The following is an 18076-nucleotide window of genomic DNA, read 5'->3' as shown; positions in this document are numbered from 1 at the left end:
ATTTTCAGAATATTGTCAAGAAAAAAAGACGAATCTTGCAAGACTCGTCTATTAAATCAAGTTTTTAAAATTAAGGCGTTTATTTAGTATATACATAATAGGTGCACCAACCGCTAATACAACGAATTCACCTGCTGCCACAGTTAGCCAAGTCCAAAAGAATGGTAGCTCTAGGGCTAAATTTAACTCAAAGGCGATAATAAACATTGTGCATGTAAATAAAAATGTATTGATAATTAAACGTGCCCAAGTGTTTTTAACAAATTTACAGATTAAAATGAACAATCCCAATGTAATCATGGAATGACCAACACCAAATACTAAATCGTAAATGCCGAGCGGTGAAAAAATATTAGAAATAAAAACCCCAATAATAATCCCTACGGCAAAGCGTGGATTAAAAGCTACTAAATGGTTAAAAATTTCTGATACACGAAACTGTACCTCTGTAAAACCAAATGGTGCAACAAGCATGGTCACGGCAATGTATAAAGCTGCAATAATACCACTTGCTGCTAAAAATTTTATCTTCATATTCTTTTCTCCTTAGTTTTTTTTCGTGGGATGGTTACGAACCACGGTGCTTTCACACAAGTAATCATTTTATTATAGATAGCCTATAGAAGTCAAATGTCAGACTTTTTAACTATAGGACAATCTTCGCAAAATTGTCATAAAAAATTTTGCTATGTTACAAAAAGAAATTGAAGAACAAAAACAGCGTAGTTTAGCGGTTTAAAGCGCAAAATTAAATGAAAACGTAAAATATTTTGTCAAATATAAAAGTCAGAACATTCATAATGTTGTTGACGGAGCTCCATAATAACGATAATATAGCGATACATTCACACTTTGTTTGGATAAAGTGTGGTAGATATTCGAGAACATAATCGGGGGGATTATTTGTGAAGAGCAATGTGAAAAAGCTTTCATTCCTTCTCTTTGGATTAGTGTTACTACTTGCTGCTTGTGGTAGTGGTGGAACTAGTTCAACAGATTCAAAAGGAAAAGAAACGAATAATGCAAGTGAGAGCGGAAACGCAGATGATAAAACATATAAAATCGGAATTACGCAAATTGTAGAGCATCCATCGTTAAATGCAGCGACGGAAGGCTTTAAAAAAGCAATTGAAGATGCAGGCTTAAAAGTTGATTATGATCCACAAATTGCACAAGGCGATAATAGTCTTAACACAACGATTGCTAACAATCTAGTAAGTGCAAACGTAGATTTAATATTTGCTAACTCTACACCTTCTGCACAGGCCGCGGCAACAGCAACAAGTGATATTCCAATTATCTTTACATCTGTAACAGACGCTGTAGGTGCTCAGCTCATTGAGTCAATGGATAAGCCAGGGAAAAATGTTACAGGTACCATCGATTTACATCCTGAAACGATTTCTAAAACAGTGGCATTTTTAAAAGAGCTAGGTGCTAAAAACGTTGGTATGGTCTACAACGCTGGTGAACAAAACTCCGTAGCACAAGTGAAGGAAGTAAAAAAAGTGATGGCTGAGCAAGGTCTTGAGGTTAAAGAGGCATCTGCGGCAACTTCTGCGGAAGTAAAACAAGCAACTGAATCCTTAATCGGTAAAGTCGATGCATTCTATATTATTACGGACAATACAGTAGTCTCTGCTTTAGAGTCTGTCATTGATGTAGCAAATGCAAATAAATTACCTTTAGTTGTAGGAGAGCTTGACTCTGTTGCACGTGGTGGTTTGGCTGCTTATGGTTTTGAATATTTCGATATCGGATATGAAGCTGGGCAAATGGCAGTAAAAATTTTAAAAGGTGAAGCAACACCTGCTGAAACGCCAGCGCAATATCCACAAAATCTAAAGCTATTAATTAATAAAAAAGTAGCAGATGATTTAGGAATTGAAATTAAAGATTCTTGGGGTGCAGAACTTCTAGAAAAATAAATCGAAGCGGGGGAACCATCCCCGCTTTCTCTTCATTTACAAGCAGTAGAATAATAAAGAGATTTAGGAGATGATTCAACGATGTTTTTAGCATTATTTGGCGCAGTGGAGCAAGGAATCATCTATGCAATTATGGCACTTGGTGTATATTTAACATTTCGGGTGTTAGATTTTCCGGATTTAACGGTTGATGGAAGCTTTGTAACAGGGGCGGCAACAGCAGCAACAATGGTTTTGCTTGGCTACCACCCAATCTTAGCGACTTTAGTGGCAATTGTTGCTGGATTTATTGCTGGATGTATGACAGGAATCCTTCACACGAAAGGGAAGATTAACCCATTATTATCAGGAATTTTAATGATGATCGCATTATATTCCATTAACCTAAGGATTATGGGGTTAACTGCAGAAAATACGATAGGTCGCCCCAATATTCCATTACTAAACTCTGAAACGATATTTTCAAAGTTTAAAGCGTTTTGGAGTAATTTAGGGATTGATGATGCCCTCAACAACCTATTACAAAGTATGGGCATTCAACAAGTACCAGCTACTTGGAGTGTGCTGATTGTCATAGTAATTATCACGATTTTAATTAAGTTAGTGGCAGACTGGTTCTTAAAAACAGAGGTTGGGCTGGCAATTCGGGCTACTGGTGATAATAAACGAATGATTCGCAGCTTCTCAGCCAATACAGATACACTTATTATTTTAGGGCTAGGGCTTTCCAATGCACTTGTCGCATTTTCTGGAGCTTTAATCGCACAATATTCAAAGTTCGCCGATGTTAGTATGGGAATTGGTATGATTGTGATCGGTCTTGCATCCGTTATTATCGGGGAAGCTATTTTTGGTACAAAGACAATTATCCGTACAACTTTTGCAGTCATTGCTGGTGCTATTATTTATCGTATTATTTTAGCCTTAGCATTACGTGTAGACTTCCTTGATTCGGGTGATATGAAATTAATTACGGCTATCATCGTCATTTTAGCTTTGATTTTACCTCAATTTGTTAACAAGCGTAAGGAACGTAAACGTAAGGCTAAACGGGCAGCCGACCTTACACAAGTAAAAACAGTAGAGCAAGGGGGAAAAGGTCTTGCTTAAATTACACGGTATAAATAAGGTATTTAATGAAGGAACACCGGATGAAAAGATTGCCCTTGCAGAGATTAACTTACACTTAAAGCCAGGGGATTTTGTTACCATCATTGGTAGTAATGGGGCAGGAAAATCAACGATGATGAATATGATTTCCGGCGCATTAACACCAGATTTCGGCACGGTTTCGATTGATGGAAACAATGTTACTCATTTGCCTGAATATAAGCGCTCTCAATATATAGGTCGTGTGTTCCAAGATCCAATGGCGGGAACAGCGCCTACGATGACAATTGAAGAAAACTTAGCACTAGCCTATTCACGAAATAAGGGTAGAGGACTGCACATCGGTGTGGACAAAAAGCGCCGTGCATTGTTCAAAGAATCATTAGAAATGCTTGGTTTAAATCTAGAAGATCGTCTTTCTGCAAAAGTAGGCTTACTTTCAGGTGGGGAACGGCAAGCGTTGTCACTGTTAATGGCTACATTTACGAAGCCCTCCATTTTATTGCTGGATGAGCACACAGCTGCACTTGACCCTTCTCGTGCAGAGTTAATTACCCGTATTACAAAGTATTTAGTGGAAAAAGATCAGTTAACGACATTAATGGTAACGCACAATATGCAACAAGCTTTGGATTTAGGGAATCGTCTTATTATGATGGATAAAGGCCAAATCATTTTAGAGGTTGGTGAAGACCGTAAGCATGAATTGACGATCCCGGATTTAATGGCTGAGTTTGAACGCATTCGTGGGGAAAAAATGAATTCGGATCGTGCTTTATTAGGATAAAGGTGAAACGCTCATACACTAGTATGGGCGTTTTTCAATGTGTTGAAAAAAACAAAACAATCAATCGGATTATTGTGAAAGGTGAAAAGGCCTTCCACCCCAATCCACAAAAGTGTTGTCGTTTTAACAAAGGTTGTACAAATAAAATGAAGGTGTTCATTACTCATATTATTGATGGTTGTTGTGACTAATACTTCTTCACATTGAAAATAAGAGCCTATCCTCTCTCTAATCCTACAAATAATGGGCTATTTTGTTCACTACTGCTAGTATGAAAGACCTTTTGCAGAATGGTTGATTGGAAAGGACGCTGGCGGAACGGAAATCAACCTTTCACCTTGCCAAAAGGTCATTTTCTCTTATTGATACATGATCTTATTTCAACATCATGTAAAACGATCGATAAACCTTATCAAATAAAAAGCCTCACTTGCAAAGAAGTGAAGCTCTTTCGTTTTAAACTAGTAAGCCAAATAATTGTATATCGTTGTTTACTTCTTTGAATTTGAAGCCGAATTCATCCATTCGTGCAAGTAGTCCTTCATAATCCGCTTGATCGCCAAGCTCAATACCAACGAGGGCAGGACCACTTTCTTTATTGTTTTTCTTTGTGTATTCAAAGGTAGTAATATCATCGTTTGGTCCTAGTACACTAGTGAGGAATTGGCGTAATGCTCCTGCACGCTGAGGGAAGCTGACGATAAAGTAGTAAAGTAAGCCTTCATGAATAAGTGACTTTTCTTTAATCTCCTGCATACGTCCGATATCATTATTACCACCACTAATGATGACAACGACTGACTTACCTTTAATTTCTTCTTTATAAAAATCAAGAGCTGCCACTGGTAATGCTCCAGCAGGCTCGGCAATAATCGCATGTTTATTATACAGATCTAAAATGGTTGTACATACTTTTCCTTCAGGTACAAGAATAATGTCATCTAAATAACGGCGACAAACATCATAAGTGTGATGGCCAACACATTTTACCGCAGCTCCGTCAACGAATTTATCAATCCACTCAAGTGCAACAGCGCCACCTTCAGCAAAAGCAGCTTTCATACTGCCAGCACCAGCAGGCTCAGCACCAATAATTTTACTAGAAGGGGAAAGATTTTTAATGTAGGCAGAAACACCAGACATTAAACCACCACCACCAATACTGCCAAAAACGTAGTCGATTGGCTCCTCCATATCATTCATAATTTCTACTGCAACAGTTCCTTGGCCGGCAATGACATCGAAATCATCGAATGGGTGGATGAAGATTTTATCGTGTTCTTCGCAATAACTTAAGGCGCTTTCGGCAGAGTCATCGAACGTATCGCCTGCTAAAATAATTTCTACAAATTCGCGCCCAAACATTCGCACTTGGTCTATTTTTTGCTTTGGTGTTGTTTGAGGCATAAAAATGCTAGCCTGGATTTTTAATTGGGCACAGGCATAAGCTACACCTTGTGCATGGTTGCCTGCACTTGCACAAACAACGCCAACCTTGCGCGCTTCGTCCTCGATTTTCTTAATTTTATAATAGGCGCCACGAAGCTTGAATGAGCGTACATGTTGTAAATCTTCCCGTTTAAAATAAATATTTGCGCCGTATTTCTCTGATAAATAGTCGTTTTTTTGTAGAGGTGTATGCACAACTACATCTTTTAAAAAATGATGTGCAATGAGGACATTCTCCACTTGCACGGTTCTAGTATCAGCAACTTCCATAGTATTCATCCTCCGTTTTACGTTAAAACATTTATCTATGATAGCATACTTTTTTTGCTTTTTGGACCTAATTTTTAGTAAATTCTAAATTTTCCGTGTCTATTTTATTATGTAAGCGTTTTATCTTAATTTAGCTTATTTTTTGTGATGAAAGTGAAGCGTCAGGCACAGTAAAATCCCTCTCTATGGAATGTTGAATCACGATAAAGCCATTAGCGGCAAAGAATTTTAAGAGTAACTTTTCGATAGGTCTCATAAAAATCCGAACTCAATTACACGGAGGCAATTGATCAAAAAAATACAACTCTCATAACAAAAATGGTCAAGCATATACTAGATTAGCTTAGGACAAGTGGGAGGGTAAGTAGTGGAAATCATTCATGGAATTCTATCTACATATAGCCAATTTTTCGATTGGGCAATGTGGCAGGAAGTGTTAATGGATCCTGTATCCTGGGGGTTAATATCCTCCTTAATTATTATAGAAGGATTGTTGTCAGCGGATAATGCACTTGTATTAGCAGTACTTGTCAAACATTTGCCAGATAAGCAACGAAAACGAGCTTTAATGTATGGTATGCTAGGAGCCTACTTTTTTAGATTTTTATTTATCGGAATAGGTGTCTATCTTGTTGAGTTTTGGTTTATTAAAGTGTTAGGTGCATTGTATTTAGGATGGCTCTGTATCGCTCATTTCCTTCAAATAGGGAATGAGGATAGTATGAAGGAAGTAAAAAAATCAGGCTTGATGGTGCGATTCTTTGGAACCTTTTGGGCAACCGTTATTTCGGTAGAGCTGATGGATATTGCCTTTTCCATTGATTCAATATTTGCTGCATTTGCTGTTTCAGATCAAGTATGGGTTCTTTTAATTGGGGGTATGTTAGGGATTTTAATGATGAGGACGATAGCGGGTGTATTTTTAATGATCATCGAAAAAGTTCCTGAACTAGAAGCGACTGCTTTTATTATTATTGGTGTCATAGGGTTAAAAATGTTGGTAAGTGTTGTAAATGTTCATATACCGCATTATTTATTCTTCCTGTTTTTATTGATTGCTTTTTCGATTACGTTTATCGTGCATATACTGAATAAAGTAAAATCTACCTAACAAAAAGAGGTTCTGTTCTCCGATCAAGAGAGGACAGAACCTTTTATTTATTTTACATATTTATCAGGATCAACAATGTAGAACCTTTCAACATTCAGCCAGCTTTCGCTCATTGGCTCACCGTCATCAATACGTTTTTCTGTTTCTTGCATCATCCAACCAGTTTGTGATGCGTGGGCCTGCAATGCTTGTAATTTGTCCATCCGCATTTCGCGAATATCATAGACAATATGAGGTTCGCCATTTTTTTCAATAGTATCGTTTGCGAAGGCACAGCCAAATACTTGCGGACGAGCAGCCTTAGGCATACGACGTACCGCCTCAACGACAGCACGTGCTGTTGCTTCATGGTCTGGATGTACCGCAAATCCAGGTAGGAAAGTAATAATTAATGAAGGCATTAGCTCTTCAATTAAACCTTCTACCAGCTTTACCATCTTCTCATCGTCTTCAAATTCGATTGTTTTATCACGAAGACCCATCATACGTAAATCTTGAATACCCATTGCTTCTGCGGCTGCAATTAATTCTTTACGACGTATTTCTGGTAATGATTCGCGTGTAGCAAAGGGGGGATTACCTAAATTACGGCCCATTTCACCTAATGTTAAGCAGGCATATGTAACAGGTGTATTCATTTTTTTTGTATAGTAGGCGGTCGTGCCAGCAACTGAAAAAGCCTCATCATCTGGGTGAGGGTACACAATTAAAATATGACGTTGTGGTTGTAAATTCAAATAGTCGTCCCCCTTAGTAAGTAAATGGCGTTTCACTAATTTCAAGTGCGATCGCCAATTTTCCAGAGTAATCTAATCCAGCCATTAATAAACGGCCTAAATCATCTAATTCATAATGAGTAATGCCTTGTGCATAAACCCATCCATGAGGTAATTTTAACCCAACACGATGGGGTGTCTTGTCTACAACTTTAGCAAGTTCATAATTAATTTTTGCGTTGCGTATAAAGGCACCTGCATTAAAGAACTTTTCATCATAGTGTGCTGCATAAGATCCGTTTGTCGTCTCAAGATGAATATAAACGTCTTTGTTGGCGAAAGAATTTAGTAATTCTTGCAACGTCTCTACTTGTACTTCTTGCATCTTAACACTCCTCTCGATCATTTCTCCTTTTAAGTATAGTAAAAAAAATTAGCAAAGGGAAATTGATTGCTTCATACGTACAAATTAATAATTTGTATACCATACACCTCCACATAATGCCGCGCAGATTTTTCAGCACTAAATCAAAAAATAACTGTTCAAAATCTGCGTCTTCCGAAAGAGGCTTATCTAGATTTATCCTCAACCTTCTAGATTATGAAATCTTCTACTAAATTAGGGCAGGATGAATCATTAACTATTAATATATGACGACTTTCCGAGCAATATTCTTGAAAAAATTATTGTAATGTATCAATATAAGGGGTGTGAAAATATATGTACAAAATGTGTCGTTTTGTATACGGTTTCACATCTGAAAAGATATTGCAACCATAGCTTCTTCCTAAATCGTGTGTAGACAGCACCAAATGCTGAAGGATGGTAAAACTAGGTGAAAACGAATTCTATCTTGGTACAATAGATGACGTTCCTCCAGCATCATACATCGTGCTGTATTAAAGGGAGAAGAATGAAGCTCATTATCATAGTATAATAAAAAACCGCGTTTCTCTTTATGACGGAGAAGCGCGGTTTTTTATTGAGATTATGGATAGGCTATGTATTTGTTAGTATCGATTAAGCTTTCTTTCGATTGTTTCTAAACGATTATTGACACTTTGCAATTGTTTAAACATTTGTTTCATATAAAGATTTTGATCTTGATTTTCTGTCTTTTTTTCTTTTGCCAATTCTTCTTCCTCCTGCAGTGCCAATATTGTGGCGAGGGTGGACAATGAATAGCCGAGAGTTAAAATAATGGAAGCTATTACTTCTACTTTTGAAGAGGTTATTTCCCCAGCTAATAAACCTGATTCCTCAGTTAAGTCCTCTGCCTTGTTTTTTTTCATCTTTTCCCCTCCCATCTAAAGCTAATATATGGGTGATGAAGTCCTAACGTATCTTGTCCCTTTTTTTATCTGTATCCAACAGAGTGCTTAAATTAACACATTGTTTTGTGTTTGTAATTTTCTGGTGATTCGATTGATTTTTGCTTGAAAATGTAACATTATGGTAGGGATAACTTTAGAGGAGGAATTGATGTGAACAAGGACTTTAAGTATTGCAAGGAATCAAGGGTTATGCGTACAAGTCGTGTCTTTCCAAATGATGTGAACAACCATAATACATTGTTCGGGGGGCGCCTAATGAGTGATATTGACCAAGTTGCATCCATCTCTGCGGCAAAGCATAGCCGTAAAGATTGTGTAACAGCTTCAACTGATTCCGTAGATTTTTTACATCCCATTCGTCCGACAGATTCCGTTTATTTCGAATCCTATGTTACATGGACAGGAAGATCTTCTATGGAAGTCTTTGTCAAAGTTATCTCTGAAAACTTGAAAACAGGGGAAAGAAAAGTTGCGGCAACTGCATTATTAACTTTTGTAGCATTGGATGAAAATAATAAACCTGCACTGGTTCCACGCGTGATTCCTGAAACGGTGGAGGAAACAAAACTACATGAAACAGCCTCTGAACGAGCAAAGGCTCGTGCAGAACGTAAAAAGGAAAGTAAGGCTTTAGCACAATTTATTTCAATGAATGATCCGTGGGATTATCGGCTAGAAATGATGGAGAACTATATGTAAAAGAGGGATGTCTCAAATGACCTTTGAGACATCCCTTTCATCATTAAATTTCAATTATTGTTACTTGTGGAGCACCAAAGCGAGATTTCGCGCCATGCATGACAGGACCAACATAGTCATTAAGAGCCCAACCATGTGCGATGGCTGCGGATACGAACTCTTTAGCCTCAATGACAGAATCCTTAACAGAAAGACCATTTGCAAGATTTGCTGTTACAGAAGCGGCAAATGTACAGCCCGCACCGTGGTTATTTGTGGAAGCAACTTTTTCAGATTCTAATAAGTAGAATACTTCGCCATCGAAGAATAAATCTGTTGCTTTTTCAGTGGCTAATGCCTTACCACCTTTAATGACTACAGCTTTAGCTCCTAGTTCATGGATTTTTCGTGCTGCTGTTTTCATGTCATCAATTGTTTTTGGAGTACCTGTGCCAGCCAATTGTCCAGCTTCAAAAAGATTAGGAGTTGTGACTGCTGCCAATGGTAAAAGGTGTTGCACCATGGCATCTGTATTACCTGGGTTGAGTACTTCGTCATCACCTTTACATACCATAACAGGATCAATAACAACATTTGTAGTACCTGATTTTGCAATAGCATCTCCAGCCATACGAATGATTTCTTCAGTAGATAGCATGCCTGTTTTGATAGCATCAATACCTGTTGAAAGGGCTGTGTCAATTTGTTTTTGTAGAAGTTCAGTTGGTAATGGTGTGACGTTATGTGTCCAACCATTAGGGTCCATTGTTACGACAACTGTTAAAGCTACCATACCGTAGGTACCATGCTCTTGGAATGTTTTAAGATCCGCTTGCATACCTGCCCCGCCTGATGTATCTGAACCTGCAATTGTTAAGGTTTTTTTTAGAGTCATGAAAAGATCTCCTTTATCGTTAGAAGTTATAAAATTACCATTTAGTATAGTCTGATTCTGAATCTATAAAAATAGCCAGTATAAGATATTTTTAAAGGGTCAGTTTGAACTGATGCTTGAATTCATGTTTGATTTTTTGTACCGTTGTAAGAAGAGAAAGGGGCTTAAAGGACGATGAAACAAGTATTCCCGAATGATTGGCAAGAAATACTCGCAGCAGAGTTGGAAAAACCATACTATCACAAACTACGTCAATTTGTTGCTAATGAATATACGACGCAAACGATTTATCCGCCAATGCAGGATGTGATGAATGCATTCTATACTGCAGCTTATCATGATGTAAAGGTTATCATTTTAGGACAGGACCCATACCATGGCCCAAATCAAGCACATGGCTTAAGCTTTTCAGTCAAGCCAGGTATTCCGCATCCACCTAGCTTACGAAATATGTTGCAAGAGTTACAGGATGATCTAGGCTGTCCAATTCCATCAGATGGAACATTGACGAAATGGGCTGAGCAAGGTGTTATGCTTTTGAATACAGTCCTTACAGTTCGAGCAGGACAGGCGAACTCCCATAAAAACCAAGGCTGGGAGCAATTTACCGATGCTGTTATTGATAAACTAGCTGCAAGAGTGGAACCACTTATTTTTGTACTGTGGGGTAAGCCAGCGCAGCGTAAAAAACAATTAATTAGTAAGTATGAAACACCTCATGTCATATTAGAAGCACCGCATCCAAGCCCGTTAAGTGCTTATCGGGGATTCTTTGGTAGTAAACCTTATTCAAAGATTAACCAACAATTAGTGGAATGGGGTAAACAGCCAATAGATTGGTGTTTAGTATAGATTGGCACAAATCGTTTACTTTATGCACTACATAAATCATGATACAGTTATTATAGAAGAAAGAGAGGGACAACGATGAAGGCGAATTGTTTCCAATGTCAATTTTTTAAAGTAACTTGGGACCCTCAAACTCCACGTGCTTGTGTCGCGTATGGCTTTAAAACGAAGCAAATTCCATCCGTTGTCGTGAAACAATCCTCAGGTATCGATTGTTTGAAATTTGTACCAAAAGTAGAAAGTGGGAGAATGTAATGATTCCTTATCAAGCCGTTATACAACAACTTGAAAAACAATTATCTGGTGCAAAAAATGCAGGGAATGATCAGCAGATCCGCGAAGCTCTTACAGCAATTCGAGCATTATGTGATGTGGTGTTAGATACTCCTAGTAATACGCCATCTATAACGCCACCTTCTAAGCATTTACCACAAATGCTTGTATCAGAGGCGAAGCCATCAAGTTTATCCACATCCAAAATTGAAGAAGATGGAGCAAATGGTGATTCAATTTTTGATTTTTAAACAATATTAAAGGTAGGGTAACGAGAAATGAAAAAATTTATCGTGACGGGGGCTCTTCACGGCCTATTAGCAGTTGCCTTTGGAGCATTTGGTGCACATGCTTTAAAGGAAGTTTTAGATGATTATAGTCGAGGCATTTGGGAGACAGCTGTTCAATATCAAATGTTCCATGCAACTGGCTTGTTGTTTATCGGACTATTAATGAGTGCGAAATTATTTGGTGAGGTTAAACAATTAAATTTGGCAGGAATTTTCTTTAATCTTGGGATTGTCTTCTTTTCGGGTAGCTTATACGTACTAGCGATTAGTGGTATTAAAGTGTTGGGTGCGATTACACCAATTGGTGGTGTTCTATTTTTAGTTGGATGGTTACTCATTATTTTATCGGCTTTAAAACATGCTCGTTAATGCTGAAATTAAACTCTCTTACATTATTTGTAGGAGAGTTTTTCTTTATTTTCACTTGATTGCGTTTTAAATCCTATTCTTTTTGTAAGGATTTATAGTACACTACTAATATTACTTGCAATATTTCGAAAATACAAAAAGAGAGGTTGTGTAGGATGGAAAAGCTATTTACATTAATAGATGGGAATTATGACGAGATGGTAGGAATCCGTCGCCATTTGCATGAAAATCCTGAATTATCCTTTGAAGAAGTGGAGACACCAGCCTATATAGCTGCCTATCATAGAGAATTGGGACATGAGGTTCGTGAAGGTGTAGGAGAAAGAGGGGTAGTTGCTGTATTACGTGGTGCAAAGCCAGGAAAAACCGTGGCGTTACGGGCTGATTTTGATGCATTAGCGATACAAGAAGAAAATAATGTACCTTATAAATCTAAGGTTGCTGGAAAGATGCATGCTTGTGGGCATGACGGCCATACAGCAACATTACTAGGATTAGCTAAAGCTCTCAATGCGATGAAGTCTGAAATTGCAGGTAATGTTGTTTTTATTCATCAACACGCTGAAGAGGTGGCACCAGGTGGCGCAAAGCCGATGATAGAAGACGGGTGCTTAGATGGCGTTGATGTTATTTTTGGTACGCATTTATGGGCTCCTACTCCATTAGGAGAAATTTTAGTGAAAGACGGCGCAATTATGGCTGCCGCAGATAAAGTAGAAATCGCCATTCAAGGGAAGGGTGGACATGGTGCAGAACCACATCACTCGATCGATGCAGTTACCCTTGCTTCACAGTTTGTAATCAGTGCACAACAGCTTATCTCGAGACGTATTGATCCATTAAAATCAGCTGTTTTAACAATTGGTCATTTTGAGGCGATTAATCCGTTTAATGTTATTGCTGATCGTGTTGTATTGGCAGGAACAATTCGTACTTTTGAGGAAGATGTGCGCACACAGATGGAGCAAGAGTTAGAAGCAGTACTAAACGCCACTTGTCTAGCCTTTGGTGCAAGCTATGAATATCGTTACACAAGAGGCTATCCACCAGTATATAACCATCAGAAGGAAACAGAGTTTGTGGCACAGTTAGCGTCGGGTGTCCCAGGTGTAGAGCATGTGAAAACATGTCCACCGTTTATGGTTGGAGAGGACTTTGCGTATTATCTTGAAAAAGTACCTGGAACATTCTTCTTCACTGGGGCGAAAAAGCCAGAATGGGAAACGGCCTATCCGCATCATCACGCACGCTTTGATTTTGATGAACGTGCGATGTTAATAGCTGCTAAAACTTTAGGTAAAGCTTCGTTAGAATATTTAAAAGAACTTTAATCGAAGTGAAAGATAAAAATCCGCATACTTTCATCGACATGTGTCAGTGAGAGTATTGCGGATTTTTAAGCTAGCATACTGCTATTATGGATTTTGATTAAAATAGGCCATTTCTTCATCATACTCAGCAAAATCGAAATAAATCATAGGGAATAGGAAACGGTGATTGGATTTAAGTTCACGAATGATAACATGATCTCGACCAGCGGCTTCCACCACTCCACGCACAGTTTTTGTGTTTTTACCTTGTTCCACTGCATGCTCAAAAGAAAAATGGAAGGTAGCTGGTTTTCCGCGATTCAACCGTAAAATATTCTCTATATAGGACTCTTCACGGCCAGGTGGTCGTCCGGTCGGAATTGTGACTGGAGGAGGAGTCATTTGTTGTTGCGTTGTTGGTGTCCAATAATAAGGCATCATCAATAATCAACCTACTTTCTTTTTAAATTTGAGGACAATCTTCTTCAGTTGGCGAGAAGAAGCAATGAGATTTGTATCTGCCTGTATTCCATTGGCCATACCATTGTGCAGGGCAATCGCCCGCGGGCATGAAAAACCACAAGGAACGGCTTGCTGGATGAAATCTTTCCCCTTGAATCACCCTTTTTGCTAACCTGATATCTTGGTCGCGAGCTCGTTGATAAAAATAACTTTTTTGAGTTGCTTCAAAGCCACCTGGACGCTGATAAACCATCTGTTCAATTGTTCGAATATTACCAAAATCTAAACAATCCCCCCTTACACGATTAACACCAACATTCCCAACCATCAGCATGCCTAACTCACCTTCACCTTCTGCCTCTGCACGCATAAGCCTTGCTAGTAGGGATGTCTGGGCATCATTCGTCTTAATAACAGCGATTTTCATACCTCCTCGCTGACAGTATATGCATGATGGTATTGTAGACATGTTCAATTTTTTAAGAAAGAAATTCACACAACAAAGCTACTACGCATATAGTAGTAATAACGACAAGTCCGTAAAAAATAATCTGAAAGCCTATATGGTTAGATAATATTTATTTAAAAATGGGGAAATAGAAAAAGGATATAAATAGGGGAACTTGAGATCAGTGAATTGCATGTGCAGCCCATACATGTGAGGTGATTACTTATGGAAATTGGGGTTTGGTTTGGGATATTACTAAGCGCGGTACTGGCCTTTTTATTAGGGGAGTTTTATGGACAGCCGCTCCATTGGTATTTATTTATTTTAATTATTGTGATCGGTTTTTTTATTCAAACGGTGATTTTAATTTTAAAAGTAAAGGACGAAAGCTCTTGAGGAAGTATGAAAAAATAAATTCGCGGAATAAGGAAGTGTCATCGCAGAGGGATGGCACTTCCTTATTTTTATGAGAAATTTAGGGTGATAAGTATATTAACGATATACCGAGACATACTAATGTTGAATTTATTTTTGCTTTCATGAAGGAGCATTACAATGCGTATTTTTAGTATGTTTGTAGCAATAATTATTAGTGCCTTTATCGCAGTCGGGATAGCAGAATACTATCATCAACCCTATAATTGGTATTTGGTTTTTCTGATGATTCTTTCCGGATTTTTTATTCAGACCATTATCTTAATATTTGAATCCGAAAATACAGAAGAAAATGAAATTTAAAATGCGAGTCCTCACTAGGGACTCGCATTTTTAACTTTTGGTATTAAACCGTTAAGAATTTTACCAATTTGTCGTTATCAAGTAGGTTTCCGACGAAGAATTCACCAAACTCACCGTAGCGAGCAGACACTTCATCAAAGCGCATTTCATATACTAACTTTTTGAATTGTAAGACGTCATCAGCAAATAATGTTACGCCCCACTCGTGATCATCAAAACCAACGGAGCCTGTGATAATTTGCTTTACTTTACCAGCATAGCCACGGCCAATCATACCGTGAGAACGCATTAATGATTTACGCTCATCCATTGATAGCATGTACCAGTTATCGTTCCCTTGACGGCGTTTATCCATTGGGTAGAAGCATACATATTTAGCACGTGGAAGTTCAGGATATAGACGTGCGCGTACATGAGGATTTTGGTATGGATCTTCATTTGATTCGCCAGCTAAATAGTTTGAAAGCTCAACTACTGATACATAAGAATATGTAGGAATTGTGAAATCAGCGATGGCTAATTTATTAAATTCTGCTTCAAGTTCTTGTAGTTCATCCATTGTTTCGCGCAATGTCATAATCATAAAGTCAGCTTTTTGACCAACGATTGCATAAAAGGCATGAGCACCTGTTTTAGCAACATCTGCTTCGTTCAATTTCTCTAAATAAGCAATAAATTCTTCTACTGCTGCTTGACGTTCTTCAGCAGAAACGAGTTTCCAGGAAGCCCAATCAATTGAGCGAAATTCATGTAAAGCGTACCATCCATCTAACGTAATTGCTGCTTCATTCATTATTGAAAACACTCCTTTATAAGTGAATACCATTCAAAATTTAGTTTATCATAGTTTGTACAAAATCCATAAGTTCATGAATGTATTTCACGAATTTGACACTAACTATAGATGATGTATGCTAAAGAGAAGAGATGTAGTTAGAGGAGCACCAATATGAAAAGTATTTTACAGCAGCCAATTTGGCGTTATTATGATCAATCCATTAGCGCGAAGCAACGATCGCCGTTAGAATCCTTTGCAACCGATGATACTTTGTGCCAGTTAGTCGGACAATTAGTTTCACCACCAACTATTCGGACATGGGTTCACGAGGCATCCGTTGTGCTTGGTATTCAAGACCATCGTTTGCCCTATGTACAGCAGGGAATGGATTTACTAGAGTCACGAGGTTATCAACCTATTGTACGGAATTCAGGTGGGTTAGCTGTCGTCCTAGATGAGGGGATTCTTAATATTTCCATTATATTATCTGAACAAATGGAGTCATTAAGTATAAATGATGGCTATGATGTGATGGTCGACCTTGTAAAAGGCTTGTTTCCAGAGGTAGCTGAAAAAATTGAAGCCTATGAAATAGTAGGCTCATATTGCCCAGGATCTTATGATTTGAGTATTGAAGGAAAAAAATTTGCAGGGATTTCACAAAGACGATTACGCCAAGGTGTAGCCGTGCAAATTTATTTATGTATAGAAGGAAGCGGTTCACAGCGTGCAGCGCTCATTGGTGATTTTTACGAAGAAAGTTTACAACAAGCAGAGACAAAATTTACTTATCCACAAATCGTTCCTGACGTCATGGCTTCATTATCGGAGCTTGTCGATCCACACTTAACAGTAGAAGCGGTCGTTATTCGTCTACAACAATTACTTCAGCATTTAGCTGGAGAAGTACATCCTGAGTCTTTCCGTGACGATGAATTAACATTATACGGTTTTTATTTGCAACGTGTTTTTGAGAGAAATGCCAAAATGCTAGAGCGAAAATAATAGGGTAATTATAGTAAACATAAAAAAAGGCGATGCTGCTAATTTAGCGCATCGCCATTTTCAGGCTGAAAATTAGAACTACTTACTACGAGATTACCGTTTTTCTCCATTTTGAAAACAGGTGCAACTCGTTCTTCCTCTTCATCTAATGTGACAAGTCGTCTAGCACGATTCATAATTTGAACGAATTGCTCGTAATCTTTGCGGATCGCACGATTTTCTTCTTCTAGCTTTATAATGGTTTTCTCTAGTTTTTTATTTTTCTCCGATGTTACATGTACAAGCTGTCTCCATTTTGAAGATTCGTTTCCTACTTCACCAGAATGCTGTAAACGTAGTAAATAAGCTATGACAATATCAAGAGAAAGGGCAGATAGCGGAATTGATTTTCCTTCTGCTGCACTACTATTCACTGTAAACATACTAGAAGTGCGACGTCTTGCAGGAGCTCCTAACACTCGCATTCTCTCTTTTCTTTCCTTTTTAGCCTCAGCTAATTGCTCTTCAAATTCTTTGCGAACAACAGCATTCCAACGGAAACCACAGGCTGCAGCAGTACGATTTAACGCATCACCAGCTTCTTCAAAGGCGTTTAGCTGTGTGCTACCCTCCGTTACATGACGAATTACCGCCTCTGCTAATAATTCATCATTTTCTTTTAACCAAGCATCTTGTCTTATTTTACTCATATTAAAATCCTCCCACCTTTATTTGGAACTTGTTATTTAAGACTAGCATGACCAATCTTTTAACCTTTTATTCATCCATGTAGAACGAATTATGCTTGAATAGAAGGGGAAAAGTACGATACAATACCCGATGTAGGTTTGTACGTATGCTGCATACTTAAATATGTGAAGGTCATGCGTTCCATAGAGCGATTTTTTTTGTTTGAAAAAATACTATATAGAAAGGGTTGTTGACAAAATGGCAAACGAATTTAAAGTTTGCGATGAATGTCAGGCCGTTAACTTAAAAACGTTAATTCCAAAATTAAAGGAAATCGATCCTGATGCAACCATCGAAATTGGCTGTCATTCTTATTGTGGTCCAGGACGCAAAAAGACATTTACCTTTGTAAATAGCCGCCCTGTTGCTGCATTAACAGAAGAAGAACTAATGGAAAAGGTTTTAGTAAAATTAAAAAATAAGTAAACAAAAAGCTATCTCTACTTGTGAACTGCACCCCGTCAAGTAGACAGTGGAAATAATAAAAAATGTATTAAGCGGCTTGAGCTCTGAATTCTAAAGGACTCAAGCCGTTTAATCGTTTCT

The 18076-nt window shown here is 38.1% G+C and carries 24 protein-coding genes and 1 riboswitch; of the genes, 14 read left to right on the top strand and 10 right to left on the bottom strand.

Annotated features, from left to right (window positions below; translation table 11 throughout):
- Nucleotides 1-51: 51 nt before the first annotated feature.
- On the bottom strand, nucleotides 52-534 hold the full coding sequence (locus AO843_RS19910) for a QueT transporter family protein (protein ID WP_054612817.1): 483 nt from the start codon (nucleotides 532-534) through the stop codon (nucleotides 52-54).
- 6 nt (nucleotides 535-540) lie between these two features.
- Nucleotides 541-585, bottom strand: a riboswitch (PreQ1 riboswitch).
- A gap of 320 nt (nucleotides 586-905) precedes the next feature.
- Between AO843_RS19910 and AO843_RS19905 the strand changes: the two genes are divergently transcribed.
- The 3 genes from AO843_RS19905 to AO843_RS19895 all read left to right on the top strand — a co-directional run bounded on the left by AO843_RS19905 (nucleotide 906) and on the right by AO843_RS19895 (nucleotide 3825).
- Nucleotides 906-1928 (top strand): ABC transporter substrate-binding protein, encoded by a 1023-nt coding sequence (locus AO843_RS19905; RefSeq protein WP_054612816.1) that lies wholly within the window; start codon nucleotides 906-908, stop codon nucleotides 1926-1928.
- Nucleotides 1929-2009: 81 nt separating this feature from the next.
- Nucleotides 2010-3038, top strand: coding sequence for an ABC transporter permease (locus AO843_RS19900; protein ID WP_054612815.1), 1029 nt, complete (start codon nucleotides 2010-2012; stop codon nucleotides 3036-3038).
- Nucleotides 3031-3825, top strand: coding sequence for an ABC transporter ATP-binding protein (locus AO843_RS19895; RefSeq protein ID WP_054612814.1), 795 nt, complete (start codon nucleotides 3031-3033; stop codon nucleotides 3823-3825). Before AO843_RS19900 ends, AO843_RS19895 begins: the two co-directional genes overlap by 8 nt.
- Before the next feature lie 456 nt (nucleotides 3826-4281).
- On the opposite strand, the gene ilvA is transcribed toward AO843_RS19895, so the two are convergent.
- On the bottom strand, nucleotides 4282-5544 hold the full coding sequence (gene ilvA / locus AO843_RS19890) for a threonine ammonia-lyase IlvA (protein ID WP_054612813.1): 1263 nt from the start codon (nucleotides 5542-5544) through the stop codon (nucleotides 4282-4284).
- Between the two features lie 367 nt (nucleotides 5545-5911).
- On the opposite strand from ilvA, the gene AO843_RS19885 reads away from it, so the two are divergent.
- The gene (locus AO843_RS19885) at nucleotides 5912-6655 is read left to right on the top strand and encodes a TerC family protein (RefSeq protein ID WP_054612812.1); all 744 of its coding nucleotides are present in this window, start codon (nucleotides 5912-5914) and stop codon (nucleotides 6653-6655) included.
- 47 nt (nucleotides 6656-6702) lie between these two features.
- Here AO843_RS19885 and bshB2 read toward each other — a convergent pair whose 3' ends face one another.
- From bshB2 to AO843_RS19870, 3 genes are all read right to left on the bottom strand, one after another.
- Nucleotides 6703-7392: a bacillithiol biosynthesis deacetylase BshB2 gene (gene bshB2, locus AO843_RS19880; RefSeq protein WP_054612811.1), complete on the bottom strand. Its 690-nt coding sequence runs from the start codon at nucleotides 7390-7392 to the stop codon at nucleotides 6703-6705.
- 13 nt (nucleotides 7393-7405) lie between these two features.
- Nucleotides 7406-7756 (bottom strand): YojF family protein, encoded by a 351-nt coding sequence (locus AO843_RS19875; RefSeq protein WP_008176033.1) that lies wholly within the window; start codon nucleotides 7754-7756, stop codon nucleotides 7406-7408.
- Nucleotides 7757-8382: 626 nt separating this feature from the next.
- A complete protein-coding gene (locus AO843_RS19870; RefSeq protein ID WP_054612810.1) occupies nucleotides 8383-8664 on the bottom strand; it encodes a hypothetical protein in 282 nt (93 codons plus the stop codon).
- 192 nt (nucleotides 8665-8856) lie between these two features.
- On the opposite strand from AO843_RS19870, the gene AO843_RS19865 reads away from it, so the two are divergent.
- Nucleotides 8857-9405, top strand: a complete 549-nt coding sequence (locus AO843_RS19865) for an acyl-CoA thioesterase (RefSeq protein WP_016993384.1) — start codon at nucleotides 8857-8859, stop codon at nucleotides 9403-9405.
- 43 nt (nucleotides 9406-9448) lie between these two features.
- On the opposite strand, the gene thiD is transcribed toward AO843_RS19865, so the two are convergent.
- Entirely contained in the window at nucleotides 9449-10279 is an 831-nt protein-coding gene (thiD, locus tag AO843_RS19860; protein WP_054612809.1) for a bifunctional hydroxymethylpyrimidine kinase/phosphomethylpyrimidine kinase, read from the bottom strand.
- A 174-nt stretch (nucleotides 10280-10453) separates the two neighbouring features.
- Between thiD and AO843_RS19855 the strand changes: the two genes are divergently transcribed.
- The 5 genes from AO843_RS19855 (at nucleotide 10454) to AO843_RS19835 (ending at nucleotide 13391) form a co-directional block, all read left to right on the top strand.
- Complete coding sequence (locus AO843_RS19855) at nucleotides 10454-11131, top strand: uracil-DNA glycosylase (protein WP_054612808.1); 678 nt, start codon at nucleotides 10454-10456, stop codon at nucleotides 11129-11131.
- A gap of 75 nt (nucleotides 11132-11206) precedes the next feature.
- On the top strand, nucleotides 11207-11383 hold the full coding sequence (locus AO843_RS19850; RefSeq protein WP_054612807.1) for a hypothetical protein: 177 nt from the start codon (nucleotides 11207-11209) through the stop codon (nucleotides 11381-11383).
- Nucleotides 11383-11652, top strand: coding sequence for a YwdI family protein (locus AO843_RS19845; RefSeq protein WP_054612806.1), 270 nt, complete (start codon nucleotides 11383-11385; stop codon nucleotides 11650-11652). Before AO843_RS19850 ends, AO843_RS19845 begins: the two co-directional genes overlap by 1 nt.
- Nucleotides 11653-11679: 27 nt before the next feature.
- The gene (locus AO843_RS19840; RefSeq protein WP_054612805.1) at nucleotides 11680-12060 is read left to right on the top strand and encodes a DUF423 domain-containing protein; all 381 of its coding nucleotides are present in this window, start codon (nucleotides 11680-11682) and stop codon (nucleotides 12058-12060) included.
- Between the two features lie 155 nt (nucleotides 12061-12215).
- Nucleotides 12216-13391, top strand: a complete 1176-nt coding sequence (locus AO843_RS19835; RefSeq protein WP_054612804.1) for a M20 family metallopeptidase — start codon at nucleotides 12216-12218, stop codon at nucleotides 13389-13391.
- A gap of 84 nt (nucleotides 13392-13475) precedes the next feature.
- On the opposite strand, the gene gerQ is transcribed toward AO843_RS19835, so the two are convergent.
- Together gerQ and AO843_RS19825 are read right to left on the bottom strand one after the other, a co-directional pair.
- Nucleotides 13476-13811: a spore coat protein GerQ gene (gene gerQ, locus AO843_RS19830; protein WP_008176019.1), complete on the bottom strand. Its 336-nt coding sequence runs from the start codon at nucleotides 13809-13811 to the stop codon at nucleotides 13476-13478.
- 22 nt (nucleotides 13812-13833) lie between these two features.
- Entirely contained in the window at nucleotides 13834-14259 is a 426-nt protein-coding gene (locus tag AO843_RS19825) for a cell wall hydrolase (protein WP_054612803.1), read from the bottom strand.
- 246 nt (nucleotides 14260-14505) lie between these two features.
- Here AO843_RS19825 and AO843_RS24935 point away from each other — a divergent pair, with 246 nt between their 5' ends.
- Entirely contained in the window at nucleotides 14506-14676 is a 171-nt protein-coding gene (locus AO843_RS24935; protein ID WP_197278966.1) for a hypothetical protein, read from the top strand.
- 159 nt (nucleotides 14677-14835) lie between these two features.
- Nucleotides 14836-15018, top strand: coding sequence for a hypothetical protein (locus tag AO843_RS19820; protein ID WP_054612802.1), 183 nt, complete (start codon nucleotides 14836-14838; stop codon nucleotides 15016-15018).
- A 43-nt stretch (nucleotides 15019-15061) separates the two neighbouring features.
- Here the strand turns inward: AO843_RS19820 and hemQ are convergent, their stop codons facing one another.
- Nucleotides 15062-15811: a hydrogen peroxide-dependent heme synthase gene (gene hemQ / locus AO843_RS19815; protein ID WP_054612801.1), complete on the bottom strand. Its 750-nt coding sequence runs from the start codon at nucleotides 15809-15811 to the stop codon at nucleotides 15062-15064.
- A 156-nt stretch (nucleotides 15812-15967) separates the two neighbouring features.
- Here hemQ and AO843_RS19810 point away from each other — a divergent pair, with 156 nt between their 5' ends.
- A complete protein-coding gene (locus AO843_RS19810) occupies nucleotides 15968-16801 on the top strand; it encodes an octanoyl-[GcvH]:protein N-octanoyltransferase (RefSeq protein ID WP_054612800.1) in 834 nt (277 codons plus the stop codon).
- A gap of 38 nt (nucleotides 16802-16839) precedes the next feature.
- Here the strand turns inward: AO843_RS19810 and AO843_RS19805 are convergent, their stop codons facing one another.
- Nucleotides 16840-17490, bottom strand: a complete 651-nt coding sequence (locus AO843_RS19805; protein WP_054612799.1) for an RsfA family transcriptional regulator — start codon at nucleotides 17488-17490, stop codon at nucleotides 16840-16842.
- 238 nt (nucleotides 17491-17728) lie between these two features.
- On the opposite strand from AO843_RS19805, the gene AO843_RS19800 reads away from it, so the two are divergent.
- Entirely contained in the window at nucleotides 17729-17956 is a 228-nt protein-coding gene (locus AO843_RS19800) for a YuzB family protein (protein ID WP_054612798.1), read from the top strand.
- Nucleotides 17957-18076: the final 120 nt, after the last annotated feature.

The organism is Lysinibacillus sp. ZYM-1, assembly GCF_001308875.1.
GTDB lineage: Bacteria > Bacillota > Bacilli > Bacillales_A > Planococcaceae > Lysinibacillus.
The sequence above is the reverse complement of the archived record's forward strand: the minus strand, read 5'-3'. Positions and strand labels throughout refer to the sequence as shown.

What these genes read in the sequence shown, in the direction of transcription:
- AO843_RS19910 (WP_054612817.1), bottom strand. Translation starts at nt 534, where the DNA reads ATGAAGATAAAATTTTTAGCAGCAAGTGGTATTATTGCAGCTTTATAC.
- AO843_RS19900 (WP_054612815.1), top strand. Translation starts at nt 2,010, where the DNA reads ATGTTTTTAGCATTATTTGGCGCAGTGGAGCAAGGAATCATCTATGCA.
- ilvA (WP_054612813.1), bottom strand. Translation starts at nt 5,544, where the DNA reads ATGGAAGTTGCTGATACTAGAACCGTGCAAGTGGAGAATGTCCTCATT.
- AO843_RS19875 (WP_008176033.1), bottom strand. Translation starts at nt 7,756, where the DNA reads ATGCAAGAAGTACAAGTAGAGACGTTGCAAGAATTACTAAATTCTTTC.
- AO843_RS19870 (WP_054612810.1), bottom strand. Translation starts at nt 8,664, where the DNA reads ATGAAAAAAAACAAGGCAGAGGACTTAACTGAGGAATCAGGTTTATTA.
- thiD (WP_054612809.1), bottom strand. Translation starts at nt 10,279, where the DNA reads ATGACTCTAAAAAAAACCTTAACAATTGCAGGTTCAGATACATCAGGC.
- AO843_RS19855 (WP_054612808.1), top strand. Translation starts at nt 10,454, where the DNA reads ATGAAACAAGTATTCCCGAATGATTGGCAAGAAATACTCGCAGCAGAG.
- AO843_RS19850 (WP_054612807.1), top strand. Translation starts at nt 11,207, where the DNA reads ATGAAGGCGAATTGTTTCCAATGTCAATTTTTTAAAGTAACTTGGGAC.
- AO843_RS19845 (WP_054612806.1), top strand. Translation starts at nt 11,383, where the DNA reads ATGATTCCTTATCAAGCCGTTATACAACAACTTGAAAAACAATTATCT.
- AO843_RS19840 (WP_054612805.1), top strand. Translation starts at nt 11,680, where the DNA reads ATGAAAAAATTTATCGTGACGGGGGCTCTTCACGGCCTATTAGCAGTT.
- AO843_RS19835 (WP_054612804.1), top strand. Translation starts at nt 12,216, where the DNA reads ATGGAAAAGCTATTTACATTAATAGATGGGAATTATGACGAGATGGTA.
- gerQ (WP_008176019.1), bottom strand. Translation starts at nt 13,811, where the DNA reads ATGATGCCTTATTATTGGACACCAACAACGCAACAACAAATGACTCCT.
- AO843_RS19825 (WP_054612803.1), bottom strand. Translation starts at nt 14,259, where the DNA reads ATGAAAATCGCTGTTATTAAGACGAATGATGCCCAGACATCCCTACTA.
- AO843_RS24935 (WP_197278966.1), top strand. Translation starts at nt 14,506, where the DNA reads ATGGAAATTGGGGTTTGGTTTGGGATATTACTAAGCGCGGTACTGGCC.
- AO843_RS19820 (WP_054612802.1), top strand. Translation starts at nt 14,836, where the DNA reads ATGCGTATTTTTAGTATGTTTGTAGCAATAATTATTAGTGCCTTTATC.
- hemQ (WP_054612801.1), bottom strand. Translation starts at nt 15,811, where the DNA reads ATGAATGAAGCAGCAATTACGTTAGATGGATGGTACGCTTTACATGAA.
- AO843_RS19810 (WP_054612800.1), top strand. Translation starts at nt 15,968, where the DNA reads ATGAAAAGTATTTTACAGCAGCCAATTTGGCGTTATTATGATCAATCC.
- AO843_RS19805 (WP_054612799.1), bottom strand. Translation starts at nt 17,490, where the DNA reads ATGAGTAAAATAAGACAAGATGCTTGGTTAAAAGAAAATGATGAATTA.
- AO843_RS19800 (WP_054612798.1), top strand. Translation starts at nt 17,729, where the DNA reads ATGGCAAACGAATTTAAAGTTTGCGATGAATGTCAGGCCGTTAACTTA.